Below are 15,308 nucleotides of genomic sequence, written 5' to 3' on the forward strand. Positions count from 1 at the left end.
ATTAAGCCGCGAGCGCGCTGATTAGGGTTGCCGCCTCGAAAGAGCGGAGCGAGCGGCGCGCGGCGGGGCTGTAGCCGCGCCCCGTACCCACATCAAGTTCGGGAAACAAGCGCATGATTTCGCTTTGGGTTTCCGGGTCAAACCCTCTCATCGTCTGCGGCCCGGGGTGATAGCTCTCGCTCAACAGCCCGCTGGCCGAGATGATCTCGTGCCTGTCAAACAACAGGTGAAAATAGGTGATCGTCTCGCGGGAGCGATCCACGCACACCGTGGCATCGTTCACCAGATCCTTGGCCTTCACCAGCACCTCGTCCTCGCCGAACAGAAGTTCGGCCCAGACGCCGCCCACGAGCACCCTGTGCTGCGGTGAAACGCGCACGTCCTTCTGCGCGTCGTAGCTTCCGGCACGGATCAGGATCGGGGCGTCCTTGCCCGTCGCGTCCACGCAGCGGCTGCCGATCCATCGGACGGTCTGAAAGCCGGAGTCCCGTGTCCAGACCTTCATGCCAGCGGTGATTGCGTCCACTGGCACCGGCCCTTTGTCGGTGAGCAACGCGGTGCCCTCCGCGAAGCAAGGGGCTTCCTGAATGATCTCAACGATGGCGGTATCTGTATTGCCATCAACATCTTGCACTTCATAGTTGAAGTAGACGGTCTCTGTGTCATTGTCGCGCTCGATGAAGAACGTGCCATCGTCGTTGAGCGTGATGAATTGCCCGGTGGCCAGTTCTACACGCTGGCCCGCGACAACGGCAGTGCCGTTGATATGGGTGACTGTGAGCACGCCACCGGCGGAGGTCGTGTCATTGCCGAGCACGTCCAGCGTGGCGCTGCGGCCGCCGGGGATGGTGACACTGTCATCCTGCGCCACGATGCTCGATTGCACCGAGCCGCCCGCGATCAGCAGGTTGGTGTCGTAGCTCGAATCCGCCACATCCGCGACGCCAATCTTGAGCGTGTTGAATTCCCCCGCGTTCACCGGCGCGACAAAGGTCAGCGTGATGGTGAAGCCGTCCATTTCGGTGTTGTACTGATCGCCGGTGTTGTCGACGTAGAGGTTCTGGGTGTCGTCGCCGTTGATGTTGCCGATGGAGGCGGAGCCATCGCCGATGGTGACTTGGGCAAGCTGATCGTTCACCCAGACGCCGACAACATCGTTGAACTGACTGTTAACGTATTCCGGGTATTCCTCGGAAGAGATGACGAAATCGATGGTGATGAAATCGCCCTGCGGCACGAAGGAGATTTCAAGGAAGGAGGCATCGCGTGTCGTTGCGCCGGCAAGCGCGTCGAAATCACTGTCCCGGTTCACGCCGCTTGTGTTGGTCGACGTGCCGGCCGACTGGTTGGTGTTGGTGCTGCCATCACTGTTGGTGAAATCGCGCACGTATCCAGTGGAGAGGATGACACCGGTATCGCCCGGCGCTACGCCTGCGACGGTGGTGTCCGCGCCAGAGTAGATCCCGGAGGAGAGCGCATCGCCGGAGTAGCTGGCTGTCCAGACGGCGACGCCGTCGCCGAAAATGGCGTTGGCCATATCCTCGGCCGTGGCGTTCGTGTTGATCGACAGTTCCTGTGCCGTCGGCATCTGCTCTTACCCCAACATGCGCAGGGGATTGGCCCGGCGCAGCCTTTGTTTCTCTGCGGATCGGCTTGATGCCGTTGTTCTCGCACGGGAAACGATTAACCACGCCAGAGGGGCGCAAGTTGGCTGCAAATGTGGTATTTTGGAGCGAGTTAGGGCGGAAAGAAGGCGGATAAAAATTAAGGGCCACAGGGGGTTGCCCCGTGGCCTTGATGTTTTGAAGCAGGCTTTTTCTAGCCGCGGCTGCGTTTCTCAAAGCGCGGCAGCATGGCGGAGAAATCCATGCCTTTGCCGCCTTCCTCTTCCACGAAGGCGTGGTAGAGCGCAGCCGCCGCCGCGCCCATGGGCGTGTCGGCGTCGGCGGCTTCAGCAGCCTGTTGCGACAGCAGCAGATCCTTCAGCATCAGCTCGGCGGCGAAACCGGGCTTGTATCCGTTGTCCGCCGGGCTCTGCGGGCCGACGCCGGGCGCGGGGCAATAGGCGTTCATGCTCCAACTGTAGCCGGAGGAGGTGGAGACGACATCGAACATCTTCTGTCGATCGAGCCCCAGCTTGTCGGCCAGCGCGAAGGCTTCGCAGGTGCCGATCATAGTGATGCCGAGGATCATGTTGTTGCAGATCTTCGCCGCCTGACCGGCCCCGGAAGCCCCGCAATGCACGGCTTTCTGGCCCATCACCTCCAGCAGCGGTTCGATCTTTGCGAAGGCCTCATCCGAGCCGCCGACCATGAAGGTGAGCGTGCCCGCCGCCGCGCCGCCGATGCCCCCCGAGACCGGGCCATCGGCGGCCAGAACCCCCGCCGCTTGCGCCTGCTCGGCCACCGCGCGGGCGCTTTCCACGTCCACGGTGGAGCAATCCAGCAGTACGGATCCGGCCTGCATCGCGGGAAGAACCTCGGCCGCGACGGCGCGCAGGATCGCGCCGTTGGGCAGCATGGTGATCACAACATCCTGCCCCTTGGCCGCATCAGAGGCAGAGCCGGCAGCGCTCACGCCCTCGGGCATGGGGGCGGCCAAGTCAAAGCCGGTGACGGCATGGCCCGCCGCCGCGAGATTGGCTGCCATGGGCGCACCCATATTGCCAAGGCCGATAAAGCCGATCTTCATTTACGTCTCCTCCTCGAATATCAGTTTCTCCGCCCCCAGCGGCATCAGCAGCGCGGTGACCTCGGCCCCGGTGCCCGCAAAACGCCATTGCGGATTGCGATCCTTGTCGATGATCTGGGCACGCACGCCTTCCAGAAAATCACTCTTCTCCACCGCGCGGTGGGTGTAGCGATATTCCAGCTCCAGCGATTTGCGGATGTCGTTCGTGCCGCGCAGGCGGTGGATCAGCTCGACCGCGCAGGCCATGGAGAGGGGGGAATTGCGGCCCAGCGTTTTCAGCGCCACGGCTGCGAAATCGCCACCCGCGGCCTCCAGCGCGCGCTGAATGTCGCCCATGGTTTCGCCGCCAAAACAGGCATCGATCTCAGCCTGTTGCTCGGCGAGCGGACTTTCGGGGGCGGGCAGGGCGGCGGCGTCGATCAGGCTGTGATCCCCGCTCTCGGCCAGCGCGGCGATCAGATCGGGCCAGGCGCTTTCAGGGATGTAGTAATCGGCAAAGCCGCAGTGCAACGCGTCGCCCGGGCCCATGCGGCCCGCGGTGGTGGCAAGATATTCACCGAGCCGCCCCGGGGCCTGCGCCAGCAGAAGGCTGCCGCCCACGTCCGGGATCAGGCCGATCACGGATTCGGGCATGGAGATGCGGGTGCTGTCGCCCACGACCCGGTGCGAGCCGTGGCAGCCCACGCCCACGCCGCCGCCCATCACGAAGCCTTGCATGAAGGTGGCCACAGGCTTGGGGAACTCGAAGAGCCGCGCGTTCATGCGGTATTCCTCGCGCCAGAAGGCGCGGCCGAACTCAAGGTTCCCGGCGCGGCTTTCGGTGTAGAGCTGGGCGATGTCGCCCCCGGCGCAGAAGGCTTTTTCGCCTTCCGCGTCGATCACCAGCAGGGCCACCTCGGGATCGTCGCGCCACGCCAGAAGGGCGGCGTCGATGGCGCGCACCATCCCGTGGGAGAGCGCGTTGAGCGCCTTGGGGCGGGTCAGGGTGATCCGCCCGATGCGACCCTCTTTGCGGCAGGTGATCTCGCTCATGAGCGGCCCGCCAGCAGGCTGCGCGAGGTGATCAAGCGCATGATTTCATTGGTGCCTTCGAGGATCTGGTGGACCCGGAGATCGCGCACGATCTTCTCGATGCCGTAGTCGGCCAGATAACCATAGCCGCCGTGCATCTGCAGGCAATCATTGGCCACGGCGCTTGCGGCTTCCGTCACATAGGCTTTGGCCATGGCGCAATGGGTGGAGGCATCATGGGCGCCGGTATCGTATTTCCACGCCGCCTGCCGCAGGAAGATGCGCGCCGATTGCAGCTTGATCTCCATATCGGCGAGCCGGAACTGCAGCGCCTGGAACTGGTCGATGGGTTTGCCGAAGGCCTTGCGCTCGCCCATGTAGGTGAGCGTGGCATCCAGCGCGGATTGGGCGGCCCCCAGCGCACAGGCGGCGATGTTGAGCCGCCCGCCATCAAGCCCCGCCATGGCGTAGGCAAAGCCACGTCCCTCCTCGCCGAGCAGGTTCTCCGAGGGCACGGCGCAATCATCCAGTTGCACCTGCCGCGTGGGCTGGCTCTTCCAGCCCATTTTCGCTTCCAGCCCGCCGAAAGAGAGCCCCGGCGTGCCGTCCTCCACGAGGATCGCGGAGATGCCCTTGGGCCCGTCCTCGCCGGTGCGCGACATCACGATATAGGCGTCCGAATAGCCGCCACCGGAGATGAAGGCCTTGGTGCCGGTGAGCCGGTAGCCCTCGTTTGTTTTCACCGCTTTTGTTTTCAACGCGGCGGCATCGGAGCCCGAGCCGGGCTCGGTGAGGCAATAGGAGAGGATCGTCTCCATCGCGATGGCGCGGGGCAGCACATCGGCCTTCATCGCCTCGGAACCGAACTTGTCGATCATCGCCGCGCACATGTTGTGGATGGAGAGAAAGGCCGCCACGGAGGGGCAGGCCATGGAGAGCGCCTCGAACACCAGCGTGGCATCAAGGCGCGAAAGCCCGGCACCGCCGCTTTCCTCGCGCACGTAGAGCCCGCCGAAACCCAGCTCCGCCAGCTGCGGCCAAAGCTCTTTCGGGATGGTGCCGGCAGCCTCCCAATCGCGCGCATGAGGCGCGATCTGGGCCGCGCCGAACTCGCGCGCCATGTCGAAGATGAGCTGCTGCTCTTCGCTTAAGCCAAAGTCCATTTGGGTCTTCTCCTTCAGGTGCCGCGTAAGGCGCCCGTGGGCCGGGGCGCGCGGCGGGTGTTACAGATCGGCGTGGTACTCTTCGATGAGATGCTCCACGACGGATTTCAATGCGTCTTCATGGCTTTGGCCGGCGTCCTTGCTGCGCTTATAAGCGGCGCGCTGGCGCTCGGAACTGGTGCCATCGATGATGATGCGGCGCAGGCCTTCGATCTCGGGTGTGCAGCCAAGGGCGGCGGCGTCTTCTTCCAGCAGATCGATCAGTTCCTCCACCAGCGTGGCCATGGGAATGATCTCGCGCTTGCCGAAATCGATCAGCCCCGCGCCCGTGGCCCCGTAGCGCTGCGCGCGCCAGCGGTTTTCACCGACGAGGAAGTTTTCATAGATCCGCCAGCGCTGGTTGTCGCGCGAGAGGCGGTAGAGCATCCGGGTGATGCATTGAACGGCGGCCGCGAGCGAGAGTGCGTTCTCCAGCCGGGGCGAGACATCGCAGATGCGGGTTTCCAGCGTGGGGAAGTGGCTTGAGGGGCGCAGATCCCACCAGATCTTGCTGGCGTCCTCGATCAGCCCCATCTCCACGAGCGCCTGCACGGAGCGTTCGTATTCGGCAAAGCTCGCGAGTCGTGGCGGCAGGCCGGTGCGGGGCAGGTTGTCGAACACGGTGAGCCGGTAGGAGGCGAGGCCGGTGTCCTGCCCGTTCCAGTAGGGCGATGAGGTGGAGAGCGCCAGCAGATGCGGCAGGAAATAGGTGAGCTGGTTCATCAGGTCGATGCGCAGGTCGGGGTTCTCGACGCAGACATGCACATGCATCCCGCAGATCAGCATCCGCCGCACCACACCCGCCAGATCGCGCTCCAGATCGTTGTAACGCTCTTTGTTGGTGTGGTGCTGCTGCTTCCAATCCGCAAACGGGTGGCAGGAGGCCGCGATGGGGGCGAGCCCGTGGCGGGCGGCGATCTTGAACACCGTGCTGCGCAGGCGTTTGAGATCCTCACGTGCAGCCCGAACATCGCCGCAGACCTTGGTGCCGATCTCGATCTGGCATTGCAGGAACTCGGGGCTGACCTGCCCCTCAAGCGCCGAGACACACTCCGCCATCATCGCTTCCGGCGCTTCGGCGAGGCTCAAGGTCTCGCGGTCCACCAGCAGGTATTCTTCCTCGACACCGATGGTGAAGGATGGGGGTGTCTGCGCCATGGTCTCCTCCCTGAGCTAGCGCCTCCATGCTGGGCGTGAAGTGCCGCATCTGGCAAGCGCCTTGGCCTCCTCCGGCCCGACGCACGCCATTCTGTCCCACAATCGTGCAGAGGGCAGCCCCAGCCCGAGGCGGGGCGAAAGCCCCCGCCCTGTGCTGAAAGCACGCCTCTGGCGTGACGGGGCGGGCGGGGGCTGCCCTTTGCTACTTAGTCCATCGCTTTGAAGTTAAACTCGCCGCCTTCCTTGATGCCGGAGGGCCAGCGCGCCGTCACCGTCTTGGTGCGGGTGTAGAACTTGAAGGAGTCCGGCCCGTGCTGGTTCAGATCGCCGAAGCCGGATTTCTTCCAGCCGCCGAAGGTGTGATAGGCCAGCGGCACCGGGATCGGCACGTTCACGCCCACCATGCCGATGTTGATCCGGTTGGCGAAATCGCGCGCCGTATCGCCATCGCGGGTGAAAATCGCGGTGCCGTTGCCGTATTCATGGTCCAGCGCAAGGCCGATGGCCTCTTCATAGGAGCCCGCGCGCACGGTGGAAAGAACGGGGCCGAAGATCTCTTTCTTGTAGATGTCCATGTCCGGCGTCACGCGGTCAAAGAGGTGCGGGCCCACGAAGAAACCGTCCTCATAGCCCTGCAGGCTGAAATCGCGTCCGTCGACCACGAGCTCCGCGCCCTGATCAATGCCCGATTGCACGAGGCCGAGGATGTTCTGCTTGGCCGCGCCGGTAACGACAGGGCCGTAATCCACATCATTTCCGGCAGTATAGGGGCCAACTTTCAGCTTCTCGATGCGCGGCACGAGCTTCTCGATCAGCGCATCCGCCGTGGCTTCCCCCACCGGCACAGCCACCGAGATCGCCATGCAGCGCTCGCCTGCAGCGCCGTAGCCCGCGCCCACCAACGCGTCTGCCGCCTGATCCAGATCGGCGTCGGGCATGATGATCATGTGGTTTTTCGCACCACCGAAACACTGCACGCGTTTGCCGTTCGCACAGCCGCGGCTGTAGATATACTCGGCGATCGGGGTGGAGCCGACAAAGCCCACCGCCTGCACGGTGTCGTTGTCGAGGATGCCGTCCACGGCCTCCTTGTCGCCGTTCACCACCTGCAGGATGCCATCGGGCAGGCCGGCTTCCTTGAAAATCTCGGCGATCATCAGCGGCACGGAAGGGTCGCGCTCGCTGGGCTTCAGGATCATCGCGTTGCCGCAGGAGAGCGCCGGGCCGATCTTCCACAGCGGGATCATGGCCGGGAAGTTGAACGGTGTGATGCCCGCCACCACGCCCAGCGGCTGGCGCATGGAGTACATGTCGATGCCGGGGCCAGCGCTGTCGGTGTATTCGCCCTTCAGCAGATGCGGTGCGCCGATGCAGAACTCGATCACCTCAAGGCCACGCTGCACGTCGCCCTTGGCGTCGGGGATCGTCTTGCCGTGCTCGCGCGAAAGCGCCTCGGCCAGCTTGTCCATGTCGCGGTTGAGCAGGGCGACGACATTCATCATCACGCGCGCGCGTTTCTGCGGGTTGGTCGCGCCCCAGGCGGGCTGGGCAGCGGCGGCCGATGCGATGGCGGCGTCCAGCTCGGCTTTGCTGGCGAGCGGCACCCTAGCCTGCACCTCGCCCGTGGCGGGGTTGAACACATCGGCAAAGCGGCCCGAGGTGCCCTTCACATGCTGGCCATTGATGAAATGGGTGAGTTCGACGGTCATGACAGCCTCCCGGAAATGTCGATTTGGCGGCACAATAGGCTTGCAGAAATGGCCGGAAAAGGGGCAGTTTCCCAAAAGCGTTTTGCAAAAATGCAATGATGGGGGCCGGAATGGACATTCAATGGGACGATCTGCGCATTTTCCTCGCCGTGGCGCGGCATGAAAGCCTCTCGGGCGCAGGAAAGGCGCTCAAGCTCGATCCGGCCACCGTGGGCCGCCGCATCGCGAGGCTTGAGGAAGGCGTGGGCGCGGTGCTGTTCGCGAAAAGCCCGCAAGGCTACAGCCTGACGGATGAGGGCCAGAACCTGCGCGTTCGCACGGCGGAAGCCGAGCAGAGCATCATCGGCGGGCTCGAGCAGGTGCGCGGCCAGACGGGCCAGCTCACCGGCATCGTGCGGATCGGCGCTCCGGACGGGGCGGCGAACTACCTGCTGCCGCAGGTCTGCGCCCAGATCTGCGAGGCCAACCCCGGCCTTGAGGTGCAGATCGTCGCGCTGCCCCGCGTCTTCAACTTGTCGCGCCGGGAGGCCGATATGGCGATAGCCGTCTCGCCGCCGTCGTCGGGCCGGCTCGTGGTGCAGAAGATCACCGACTACCGCCTGCACCTCGCCGGCTCCGTGCGCTACCTGGCGCGCGCGGGCACGCCGCAGAGCCTTGACGATCTGAAGCACCACAAGCTGATCGGCTACATCCCCGACATGATCTTCGACAAGGAGCTGGAGTACCTCGCCGAAGTGGGGGTACGCCACGTGGATTTCTCCTCCAACTCGGTGGCGGTGCAGCTCAACTGGGCACGGCAGGGAGCGGGGCTCACCGTGGCCCATGATTTCGCCCTGCCAAGCGCGCCGGAGCTGCGCAAGGTGCTCACGTCGCAGGCTGCGCTCACCCGCAGCTTCTACCTGATCCGCCACGCCACCGACCGCCGTGTGCCGCGCCTCAATCGCTTTGCCGAGGCGCTCACCCTCGGCCTGCGCAAGGAAGTTGCGCGGCTGGAAGCGCTGACTTGACAGAAGTTGCCGCCCAAAGCAGGCTGCCTATATATTTAAGGCACATAGGTAGGGAGGCCCCAGATGCTCGTTCAGCAGATCCTCACACTCAAAGGCGATGATGGCGTGGTCACGGTGGCCCCGTCCTCCAGCCTCTCGGAAGCCGCCGCGCTGCTCTCCAGCCGCCGGATCGGCACCGTGGTGATCAGCACCGATGGGCATCAGGCCGAAGGGATCCTGTCGGAGCGCGACATCGTGCGCGAGCTGGGCAAGCGCGGCGTTGCATGCATGACCGATAGCGTCGAGGCGGTGATGACGCGCAAGCTCACCACCTGCGAGCCCGGCGAAACCGCCGAAAGCGTGATGGAAAAGATGACGGACGGGCGCTTCCGTCACATGCCGGTGGTGGATGAGGCGGGCCAGATGGTCGGGCTGATCTCGCTGGGCGACGTTGTGAAGGCGCGGCTGTCGGAACTGGCGATGGAGAAAGAAGCCCTGCAAGGCATGATCATGGGCCATTGAGCCAACATGCCTGCGGCCTTTTCCGGCAGGCGTGGAAAAGCGGCTTGCATTGTTGCGCGCAATAATGTTGCGTGCGCGCAGGCAACAGGAGGCGTGACATGCGCGTAGGGCTCTACCCCGGAACATTCGACCCGATCACGCACGGCCATATCGACATCATCCGCCGCAGCGCCACGCTGGTGGACAAGCTGGTGATCGGCGTCGCCATCAACCGCGACAAGGGGCCGATGTTCTCGCTAGAAGAACGCGTTGCGATGATCGAGGCCGAATGCGCCTCGCTTTCCACGGAGACGGGGACCGAAATCATCGCCCATCCGTTTGAAAACCTGCTGATCGACTGCGCCCGCGACGTGGGCGCCCAGATCATCGTGCGCGGCCTGCGCGCGGTGGCGGATTTCGAATATGAATACCAGATGGTCGGGATGAACCGGGCAATGGATTCCTCGGTCGAAACCGTCTTCCTGATGGCCGAAGCCCGCCATCAGGCCATCGCCTCCAAGCTGGTCAAAGAAATCGCCCGCCTTGGCGGCGACATCAGCAAATTCGTTCCCCCCGCGGTGCGCGACGCGCTTTACACGCGTCTTGGACGCTAGGCAGCCCATCTTTTGACCGGAAATATCCCGGGGGTGCGGGGGCTGGCCCCCGCTCTGACCTGCGTGCGAGGGCTGGTGTCAGGCTTTTGTTTGGAGCGCGCTTTTCAAGTCGCCGTAGCCGGTGAAACGGCGCTCGAACGCGAGGCCGAGGCGTTCGGCACAGGCCTGCGCTTTTTCGGTGAGCGCAGGGTCCTCCGTCTGGGCCTGATAGACGAGTTTGGTGTAGTTGCCGAAATACATGTCGCGTAGTTCCGGGTGGCGGTCGAGTCCCATGGGTTTCCAGACGAAAGCGTCGAACTGGCGCACGAGGAAATCGGTCAGGTAGAAGGCGGTGAATTCCTCTTCCGCAAGCTCAGCGAAACGGTCGTTGCCTTCGAAAAACGCGTAACAATGCGGCCCCGCGACCATCTCCACGCCGAGCTCGGCACATTTGGCCTGCAACAGCCCGCCGGTGCCGCAATCGGCGTAGACCACTAAGATCTCGTCGAAATCGGCGCGGTGCTTTTGAACGGCCGCCTCCACGGCGGCCGGGATTTTCTGCGGCTGGATGTGGTAGATCGCGGGCAGGCAGGTGAGCGCCATGTGATCCCAGCCGTTGGCCTCTTTCAGGGCGAGGATCTCCCGCGCGAGCGCGCCGCAGGCCAGCAGCAGGATCTTGCCTTGCCGCCTGTCCGGCGCGAGCCCGTCGCGGGTCAGTGCGTCGTCACTTGGATTTACGCTCATGGCCGGGCTTGCGCGCAAAAAGCAGGAGCCGTGCCACCAGCGCCACCGCCAGCAGCCCACCCACGGGGGCAACGGTGCGCATCTGATCGCCCGCGCTGAAGGCCACGCCCACGGTGATCAGCGCGGCCAGGATCACGATCGCCAGCAGGGCGGCGAAGCGGGCGGTGTGGTTGGGTTTTGGCTCTGTCATGCATCACAGATGGGGGCGCGGGCGGGCCTTGCCAAGGCGTGGCCGCCCGCGTCAGCGGATCAGCCCGCGGCCATCTGGTTGTGCTTGCGGGCCATGAAGGCCTTGGCCGTTTCCACGGCAACCGCGGCATCGCGGCAATAGGCGTCCGCCCCAATGGCGCGGCCGAATTCCTCGTTCAGCGGCGCGCCACCCACGAGCACGATGTAGTCGTCGCGCAGGCCTTTCTCGACCAGCGTGTCGATCACCACCTTCATGTAGGGCATCGTCGTCGTCAGTAGGGCCGACATGCCGAGGATGTCCGGGCCTTCGGTTTCCAGCGCTTCGAGATAGGCTTCCACGGCGTTGTTGATGCCCAGATCCACCACTTCGAAGCCCGCGCCTTCCATCATCATGGAGACGAGGTTCTTGCCGATGTCGTGGATGTCGCCCTTCACAGTGCCGATCACCATCTTGCCCACGCGGGGCGCGCCGGTTTCGGCCAGGAGCGGCTTCAGGATCGCCATGCCGCCCTTCATGGCGTTGGCAGCCAGAAGCACTTCGGGCACGAAAAGGATGCCATCGCGGAAATCATTGCCCACGATCGTCATGCCACCCACAAGCGCTTCGGTGAGAACGCGGTAGGGCTCCCAGCCGCGATCGAGCAGGATATGCACCCCTTCCTCGATCTCTTCCTTCAGCCCGTCGTAGAGGTCGTCAAACATCTGTTGGACAAGCTCGTCGTCCGGAAGTTCGGACAGGATGATATCGTCGTCTTCGTCAGACATGTCATGCGCTCCACTTGCAGGCCGGGGCCCGTCTGATGCCAGTTAGCGCAAAACAGGCTCTGCCAACTTGGCAAATAGCGACATCGGCGCAATCGCAACCGACGCGGGGGCAGGGTGGCAGGCCGTGCGTGGGGCGTTGCGGAGAGGGGTTTTGAATGTTCTCCAAACGTTCTATCATTTAGTGATGGAGAGCAGGCAACGAAATAGCACAGAGAGGGAGGCGCAGGCCTTTGCCGGGCGGCAGGCACGGGGGCGCGGGGCCGCGAGCAATGAAACGGGACGCTATGAGCGCTTCCAGCACACGCTGGAGCCTGACGGCTGGGACATCACGGAAGAGCCGCGCGTGCTGCGCACACAGGTGAGCGAGGAGCGCCCGCGCAGCGTCATCACTTACAACAGCTCACCCGATCTGCCCTTTGACCGGTCGATCAACCCCTACAGGGGCTGCGAGCATGGCTGCATCTATTGCTTCGCCCGCCCCACGCACGCCTACCTCGGCCTGTCGCCGGGGCTCGATTTCGAAACCCGCCTCGTGGCGCGCCCGGACGCGCCTGCGGTGTTGGAGCGGGAGTTGCGCCGCAAGGGCTATGCCTGCGCGCCGGTGGCGATTGGCACCAACACTGACCCCTACCAGCCCATCGAGGCCGAGCGCGGGATCATGCGCCGTATTCTGGAGGTGCTGCAGGCCTTCAACCACCCGGTGGGTGTGGTGACGAAGGGCAGTCTCGTGGAGCGCGACGCCGATGTTCTGGGCGCGATGGGGCAGGCGGGGCTGGCCCGCGTGGGGATCTCGATCACAACGCTGGACGCAGGCTTGAGCCGCCGGATGGAACCGCGCGCGCCAGCACCGGCGCGCAGGCTCGCGATGATCCGTAAGTTGGCCGAAACGGGTTGCGAGGTGCGCGTGATGGTGGCGCCGCTTATCCCGGGCCTGACGGATCACGAACTGGAGGCCATTCTTGACGCGGCGCGCGAGGCAGGTGCCGCGGCGGCCAGCTTTATCATGCTGCGCCTGCCGCTGGAGGTCGCGCCCCTGTGGGAGGCCTGGCTTCATGAGCATGTGCCGAACCGGGCCGAGAAGATCCTGCGGCGGCTGCGGGAGATGCACGGCGGGGCGGTATACGACGCGCGCTTCGGCCACCGCATGCGCGGCGAAGGGCTGCATGCCGAGCTGACGCAAGCGCGCTTTCGGGCGGCCTGCAAAAGGCTCGGTCTGGCCGAACGGCTGCCGCCCCTGCGTAGCGACCTGTTCGCCGCGCCGCCCCGGGCCGGGGATCAGCTTTCGCTGTTTTGAAAAGCCTAAGTCCGGCGGCGGCGGCGCGGGCGGGCAGGGGCCGCATTGGCGTCCTCCCCGGTGCCGTCTGACGCGGAGGAGAAGCCACCGAGTGCGGTCGCGATCGCGTCGAGCGAAGGGCGCTCGCCGCGCGGGCGGGTTTCCAGCGCCTCCCGCATGGCCTTCAGATGCGCCGGCGTCGTGCCGCAGCAGCCGCCGATGATCGTCGCGCCGCTGTCACGCGCGAGGCAGGCGTAGTCGGCCATCAGCTCGGGCGTGCCATCGTAGTGGATGTGGCCGTCGTGGTACTTCGGAATGCCCGCATTGCCCTTGGAAATCAGCGGCGTTTCGGTGCCCCGCGCAGAGAAGCCAAGGATCGTGCGCAGAAGATCAGACGCGCCCACGCCGCAATTCGCCCCATAGGCCAGCGGCTGGTAGGCGAGCTTGGCGACATTATCGACCATGTCCGAGGAGGTGATGCCCATCATCGTGCGCCCGGCGGTGTCAAAGCTCATCGTGCCGCACCAGGGCATGTCGGCGAGCCGGAAGGCTTCGGCGGCGGCGCGGAATTCCTCCGCAGCAGATATCGTCTCGACCCAGAGCACATCGGCCCCGCCCGCTTTCAGCCCTTCGGCCTGCTCGTGGAACATCTCCACGGCGCGTGCGAAAGTCAAAGTGCCCATCGGTTCCATGATCTCGCCGGTGGGGCCCACCGAGCCCGCAACGATAACCGGACGCCCGGCGGCATCGGCCACTTCGCGGCCCAGCTCGGCCCCGATCCGGTTCAACTCATGCACGCGGCCTTGCGCGTCATGCAGCTTCAGCCGCGAGGCGTTGCCCCCGAAGGTGTTCGTGAGGAAGAGGTCCGAGCCAGCCTCCACAGCGCCTCGGTACAAGGCACGGATCTTTTCCGGCTCATCAACATTCCAAAGCTCCGGCGCATCGCCCGAGGTCAGCCCCATGTTGAACAGATTGGTGCCCGTGGCGCCATCGGCCAGGATCCAGTCGCGCTCGGCGAGCATGCGGGAAAGGGCGTTTGTCATCGTCTCGGGCCTCACCAAAGCAAAAGCGGCCACCGCCGGAGGCGCAGCCAGTCACGGCGTGCTGGTGACAGGTTTTGGCCGCAAGTGCAATTTCATATCGCGCATGAAGATCATGAGCCTTGGATGAAACGCCTTTCCCAAATGAAAAAAGCGCGGCTGGTGGGCCGCGCCTTTTCTTTTTAGTCCAAACGGAAGCCTCAGGCTTCGTCGGCCAACTGGGCCTTGGCCACTGACAGCAGCTCGGCCATCTTGGCGCGGATCTCGTCGGCGCTGGCCTTGCCGTCCAGATCGGCGGTGACCTTGCGCACCACGTCCTCGTGGCCGGCTTCCTCGAAATCGGCGAGGATCACTTCCTTGGCATAGGCATCGGCGGCGTCGCCTTCCTTGCCCATCAAGCCCGCGGCCCAGAGGCCCAGCAGCTTGTTGCGGCGGGCGCCGGCCTTGAAGAGCATCTCTTCATCATGGGCAAATTTGTTCTCGAAGGCGCTTTCGCGATCGTCGAAAGTGGTCATGTCGCGTCCTCTCGGCACTTATGAATATGTTTCAAGGTACCATATGGCCCCGCCGCGCAGGGGCCGCAAGGAAATAGCGCCTTCTTGCGACAATTCTCGCCATGGCTTATAGGGCGGCTGAAACGGGAGGACACCTCGGCCACCCAACCCGCATCGGAGATCCCATGGCACGGCGCAAGAAGCTATACGAAGGCAAGGCAAAGATCCTGTACGAAGGCCCCGAGCCGGGCACGATCGTGCAGTATTTCAAGGATGACGCCACCGCCTTCAACGCCGAGAAACGCGACGTGATCGAAGGCAAGGGCGTGCTCAACAACCGCCTGAGCGAGTTCTTCATGAAGGGGCTCAACAACATCGGCGTGCCGACCCATTTCATCCGCCGCCTCAACATGCGCGAGCAATTGGTGCGCGCCGTTGAGATCGTGCCGCTGGAAATCATCGTGCGCAACTTCGCCGCAGGCTCCATGGCCAAGCGCCTCGGCCTTGAAGAGGGCACGCAACTGCCGCGCCCGATCGTGGAATTCTCCTACAAGAACGACGCGCTCGGCGATCCGCTGGTGCCGGAAGAATACATCATCGCCTTCGGCTGGGCCTCCCAGCAGGATCTGGACGACATCGTGGCGCTGGCGCTGCGGGTGAACGATTTCATGTCCGGCATGATGATGGGCGTCGGCATCAAGCTGATCGATTTCAAGATCGAAGTGGGCCGCGTTTGGGAAGGCGACTACCAGCGCCTGCTCGTGGCCGACGAGATCAGCCCCGACTCCTGCCGCCTCTGGGACATCGAGACCGGCCAGAAGCTCGACAAGGACGTGTTCCGCCGCGATCTGGGTAGCCTGACGGATGCCTACACCGAGGTGGCCCGCCGCCTTGGCGTGATGCCCGGCAATGTCAGCCCCGCCGCCAAGCCGACCCTGATCAATTGAAAGCA

At 64.4% G+C, this 15,308-nt stretch carries 16 protein-coding genes; 5 read left to right on the top strand and 11 right to left on the bottom strand.

Going from position 1 to position 15,308, the window contains the following annotated elements:
* Window position 1: 1 nt before the first annotated feature.
* From KVX96_RS09540 to KVX96_RS09565, 6 genes are all read right to left on the bottom strand, one after another.
* Window positions 2-1,588: a Hint domain-containing protein gene (locus tag KVX96_RS09540; RefSeq protein WP_261194170.1), complete on the bottom strand. Its 1,587-nt coding sequence runs from the start codon at window positions 1,586-1,588 to the stop codon at window positions 2-4.
* 230 nt (window positions 1,589-1,818) lie between these two features.
* The gene (mmsB, locus tag KVX96_RS09545) at window positions 1,819-2,691 is read right to left on the bottom strand and encodes a 3-hydroxyisobutyrate dehydrogenase (RefSeq protein WP_261194171.1); all 873 of its coding nucleotides are present in this window, start codon (window positions 2,689-2,691) and stop codon (window positions 1,819-1,821) included.
* Window positions 2,692-3,723, bottom strand: coding sequence for a 3-hydroxyisobutyryl-CoA hydrolase (locus KVX96_RS09550; protein ID WP_261194172.1), 1,032 nt, complete (start codon window positions 3,721-3,723; stop codon window positions 2,692-2,694).
* Window positions 3,720-4,865: an acyl-CoA dehydrogenase family protein gene (locus KVX96_RS09555; protein ID WP_261194173.1), complete on the bottom strand. Its 1,146-nt coding sequence runs from the start codon at window positions 4,863-4,865 to the stop codon at window positions 3,720-3,722. Before KVX96_RS09555 ends, KVX96_RS09550 begins: the two co-directional genes overlap by 4 nt.
* Window positions 4,866-4,925: 60 nt before the next feature.
* A complete protein-coding gene (locus KVX96_RS09560) occupies window positions 4,926-6,062 on the bottom strand; it encodes a carboxylate-amine ligase (RefSeq protein WP_261194174.1) in 1,137 nt (378 codons plus the stop codon).
* Window positions 6,063-6,268: 206 nt separating this feature from the next.
* On the bottom strand, window positions 6,269-7,771 hold the full coding sequence (locus KVX96_RS09565) for a CoA-acylating methylmalonate-semialdehyde dehydrogenase (protein ID WP_261194175.1): 1,503 nt from the start codon (window positions 7,769-7,771) through the stop codon (window positions 6,269-6,271).
* Between the two features lie 116 nt (window positions 7,772-7,887).
* On the opposite strand from KVX96_RS09565, the gene KVX96_RS09570 reads away from it, so the two are divergent.
* The 3 genes from KVX96_RS09570 to coaD all read left to right on the top strand — a co-directional run bounded on the left by KVX96_RS09570 (window position 7,888) and on the right by coaD (window position 9,872).
* Window positions 7,888-8,778: a LysR family transcriptional regulator gene (locus KVX96_RS09570; protein WP_261195428.1), complete on the top strand. Its 891-nt coding sequence runs from the start codon at window positions 7,888-7,890 to the stop codon at window positions 8,776-8,778.
* Between the two features lie 63 nt (window positions 8,779-8,841).
* Window positions 8,842-9,279, top strand: a complete 438-nt coding sequence (locus tag KVX96_RS09575; protein ID WP_261194176.1) for a CBS domain-containing protein — start codon at window positions 8,842-8,844, stop codon at window positions 9,277-9,279.
* A gap of 98 nt (window positions 9,280-9,377) precedes the next feature.
* On the top strand, window positions 9,378-9,872 hold the full coding sequence (coaD, locus tag KVX96_RS09580) for a pantetheine-phosphate adenylyltransferase (RefSeq protein ID WP_261194177.1): 495 nt from the start codon (window positions 9,378-9,380) through the stop codon (window positions 9,870-9,872).
* Window positions 9,873-9,950: 78 nt separating this feature from the next.
* Here the strand turns inward: coaD and KVX96_RS09585 are convergent, their stop codons facing one another.
* The 3 genes from KVX96_RS09585 to KVX96_RS09595 are packed head-to-tail and all read right to left on the bottom strand — an operon-like array spanning window position 9,951 to window position 11,549.
* On the bottom strand, window positions 9,951-10,595 hold the full coding sequence (locus KVX96_RS09585) for a DUF1638 domain-containing protein (RefSeq protein WP_261194179.1): 645 nt from the start codon (window positions 10,593-10,595) through the stop codon (window positions 9,951-9,953).
* Window positions 10,576-10,785, bottom strand: a complete 210-nt coding sequence (locus KVX96_RS09590; RefSeq protein ID WP_261194180.1) for a hypothetical protein — start codon at window positions 10,783-10,785, stop codon at window positions 10,576-10,578. The genes KVX96_RS09585 and KVX96_RS09590 overlap by 20 nt, the downstream gene beginning before the upstream one ends.
* Window positions 10,786-10,844: 59 nt before the next feature.
* Window positions 10,845-11,549, bottom strand: a complete 705-nt coding sequence (locus KVX96_RS09595; protein WP_261194181.1) for a corrinoid protein — start codon at window positions 11,547-11,549, stop codon at window positions 10,845-10,847.
* 184 nt (window positions 11,550-11,733) lie between these two features.
* Here KVX96_RS09595 and KVX96_RS09600 point away from each other — a divergent pair, with 184 nt between their 5' ends.
* Window positions 11,734-12,843: a PA0069 family radical SAM protein gene (locus KVX96_RS09600; RefSeq protein WP_261194182.1), complete on the top strand. Its 1,110-nt coding sequence runs from the start codon at window positions 11,734-11,736 to the stop codon at window positions 12,841-12,843.
* Window positions 12,844-12,848: 5 nt separating this feature from the next.
* On the opposite strand, the gene bmt is transcribed toward KVX96_RS09600, so the two are convergent.
* Window positions 12,849-13,865, bottom strand: coding sequence for a betaine--homocysteine S-methyltransferase (bmt, locus tag KVX96_RS09605; protein ID WP_261194183.1), 1,017 nt, complete (start codon window positions 13,863-13,865; stop codon window positions 12,849-12,851).
* 197 nt (window positions 13,866-14,062) lie between these two features.
* The gene (locus KVX96_RS09610) at window positions 14,063-14,377 is read right to left on the bottom strand and encodes a DUF1476 domain-containing protein (protein ID WP_261194184.1); all 315 of its coding nucleotides are present in this window, start codon (window positions 14,375-14,377) and stop codon (window positions 14,063-14,065) included.
* A gap of 164 nt (window positions 14,378-14,541) precedes the next feature.
* On the opposite strand from KVX96_RS09610, the gene purC reads away from it, so the two are divergent.
* Complete coding sequence (gene purC, locus KVX96_RS09615) at window positions 14,542-15,303, top strand: phosphoribosylaminoimidazolesuccinocarboxamide synthase (protein WP_261194185.1); 762 nt, start codon at window positions 14,542-14,544, stop codon at window positions 15,301-15,303.
* Window positions 15,304-15,308 lie beyond the last annotated feature (5 nt).

Origin of the sequence: Pseudoruegeria sp. SHC-113 (genome assembly GCF_025376885.1) — a bacterium.
In the GTDB taxonomy this organism is placed as follows: domain Bacteria; phylum Pseudomonadota; class Alphaproteobacteria; order Rhodobacterales; family Rhodobacteraceae; genus Pseudoruegeria.

What these genes read in the sequence shown, in the direction of transcription:
- KVX96_RS09540 (WP_261194170.1), bottom strand. Translation starts at nt 1,588, where the DNA reads ATGCCGACGGCACAGGAACTGTCGATCAACACGAACGCCACGGCCGAG.
- mmsB (WP_261194171.1), bottom strand. Translation starts at nt 2,691, where the DNA reads ATGAAGATCGGCTTTATCGGCCTTGGCAATATGGGTGCGCCCATGGCA.
- KVX96_RS09550 (WP_261194172.1), bottom strand. Translation starts at nt 3,723, where the DNA reads ATGAGCGAGATCACCTGCCGCAAAGAGGGTCGCATCGGGCGGATCACC.
- KVX96_RS09555 (WP_261194173.1), bottom strand. Translation starts at nt 4,865, where the DNA reads ATGGACTTTGGCTTAAGCGAAGAGCAGCAGCTCATCTTCGACATGGCG.
- KVX96_RS09560 (WP_261194174.1), bottom strand. Translation starts at nt 6,062, where the DNA reads ATGGCGCAGACACCCCCATCCTTCACCATCGGTGTCGAGGAAGAATAC.
- KVX96_RS09565 (WP_261194175.1), bottom strand. Translation starts at nt 7,771, where the DNA reads ATGACCGTCGAACTCACCCATTTCATCAATGGCCAGCATGTGAAGGGC.
- KVX96_RS09575 (WP_261194176.1), top strand. Translation starts at nt 8,842, where the DNA reads ATGCTCGTTCAGCAGATCCTCACACTCAAAGGCGATGATGGCGTGGTC.
- coaD (WP_261194177.1), top strand. Translation starts at nt 9,378, where the DNA reads ATGCGCGTAGGGCTCTACCCCGGAACATTCGACCCGATCACGCACGGC.
- KVX96_RS09585 (WP_261194179.1), bottom strand. Translation starts at nt 10,595, where the DNA reads ATGAGCGTAAATCCAAGTGACGACGCACTGACCCGCGACGGGCTCGCG.
- KVX96_RS09590 (WP_261194180.1), bottom strand. Translation starts at nt 10,785, where the DNA reads ATGACAGAGCCAAAACCCAACCACACCGCCCGCTTCGCCGCCCTGCTG.
- KVX96_RS09595 (WP_261194181.1), bottom strand. Translation starts at nt 11,549, where the DNA reads ATGTCTGACGAAGACGACGATATCATCCTGTCCGAACTTCCGGACGAC.
- KVX96_RS09600 (WP_261194182.1), top strand. Translation starts at nt 11,734, where the DNA reads ATGGAGAGCAGGCAACGAAATAGCACAGAGAGGGAGGCGCAGGCCTTT.
- bmt (WP_261194183.1), bottom strand. Translation starts at nt 13,865, where the DNA reads ATGACAAACGCCCTTTCCCGCATGCTCGCCGAGCGCGACTGGATCCTG.
- KVX96_RS09610 (WP_261194184.1), bottom strand. Translation starts at nt 14,377, where the DNA reads ATGACCACTTTCGACGATCGCGAAAGCGCCTTCGAGAACAAATTTGCC.
- purC (WP_261194185.1), top strand. Translation starts at nt 14,542, where the DNA reads ATGGCACGGCGCAAGAAGCTATACGAAGGCAAGGCAAAGATCCTGTAC.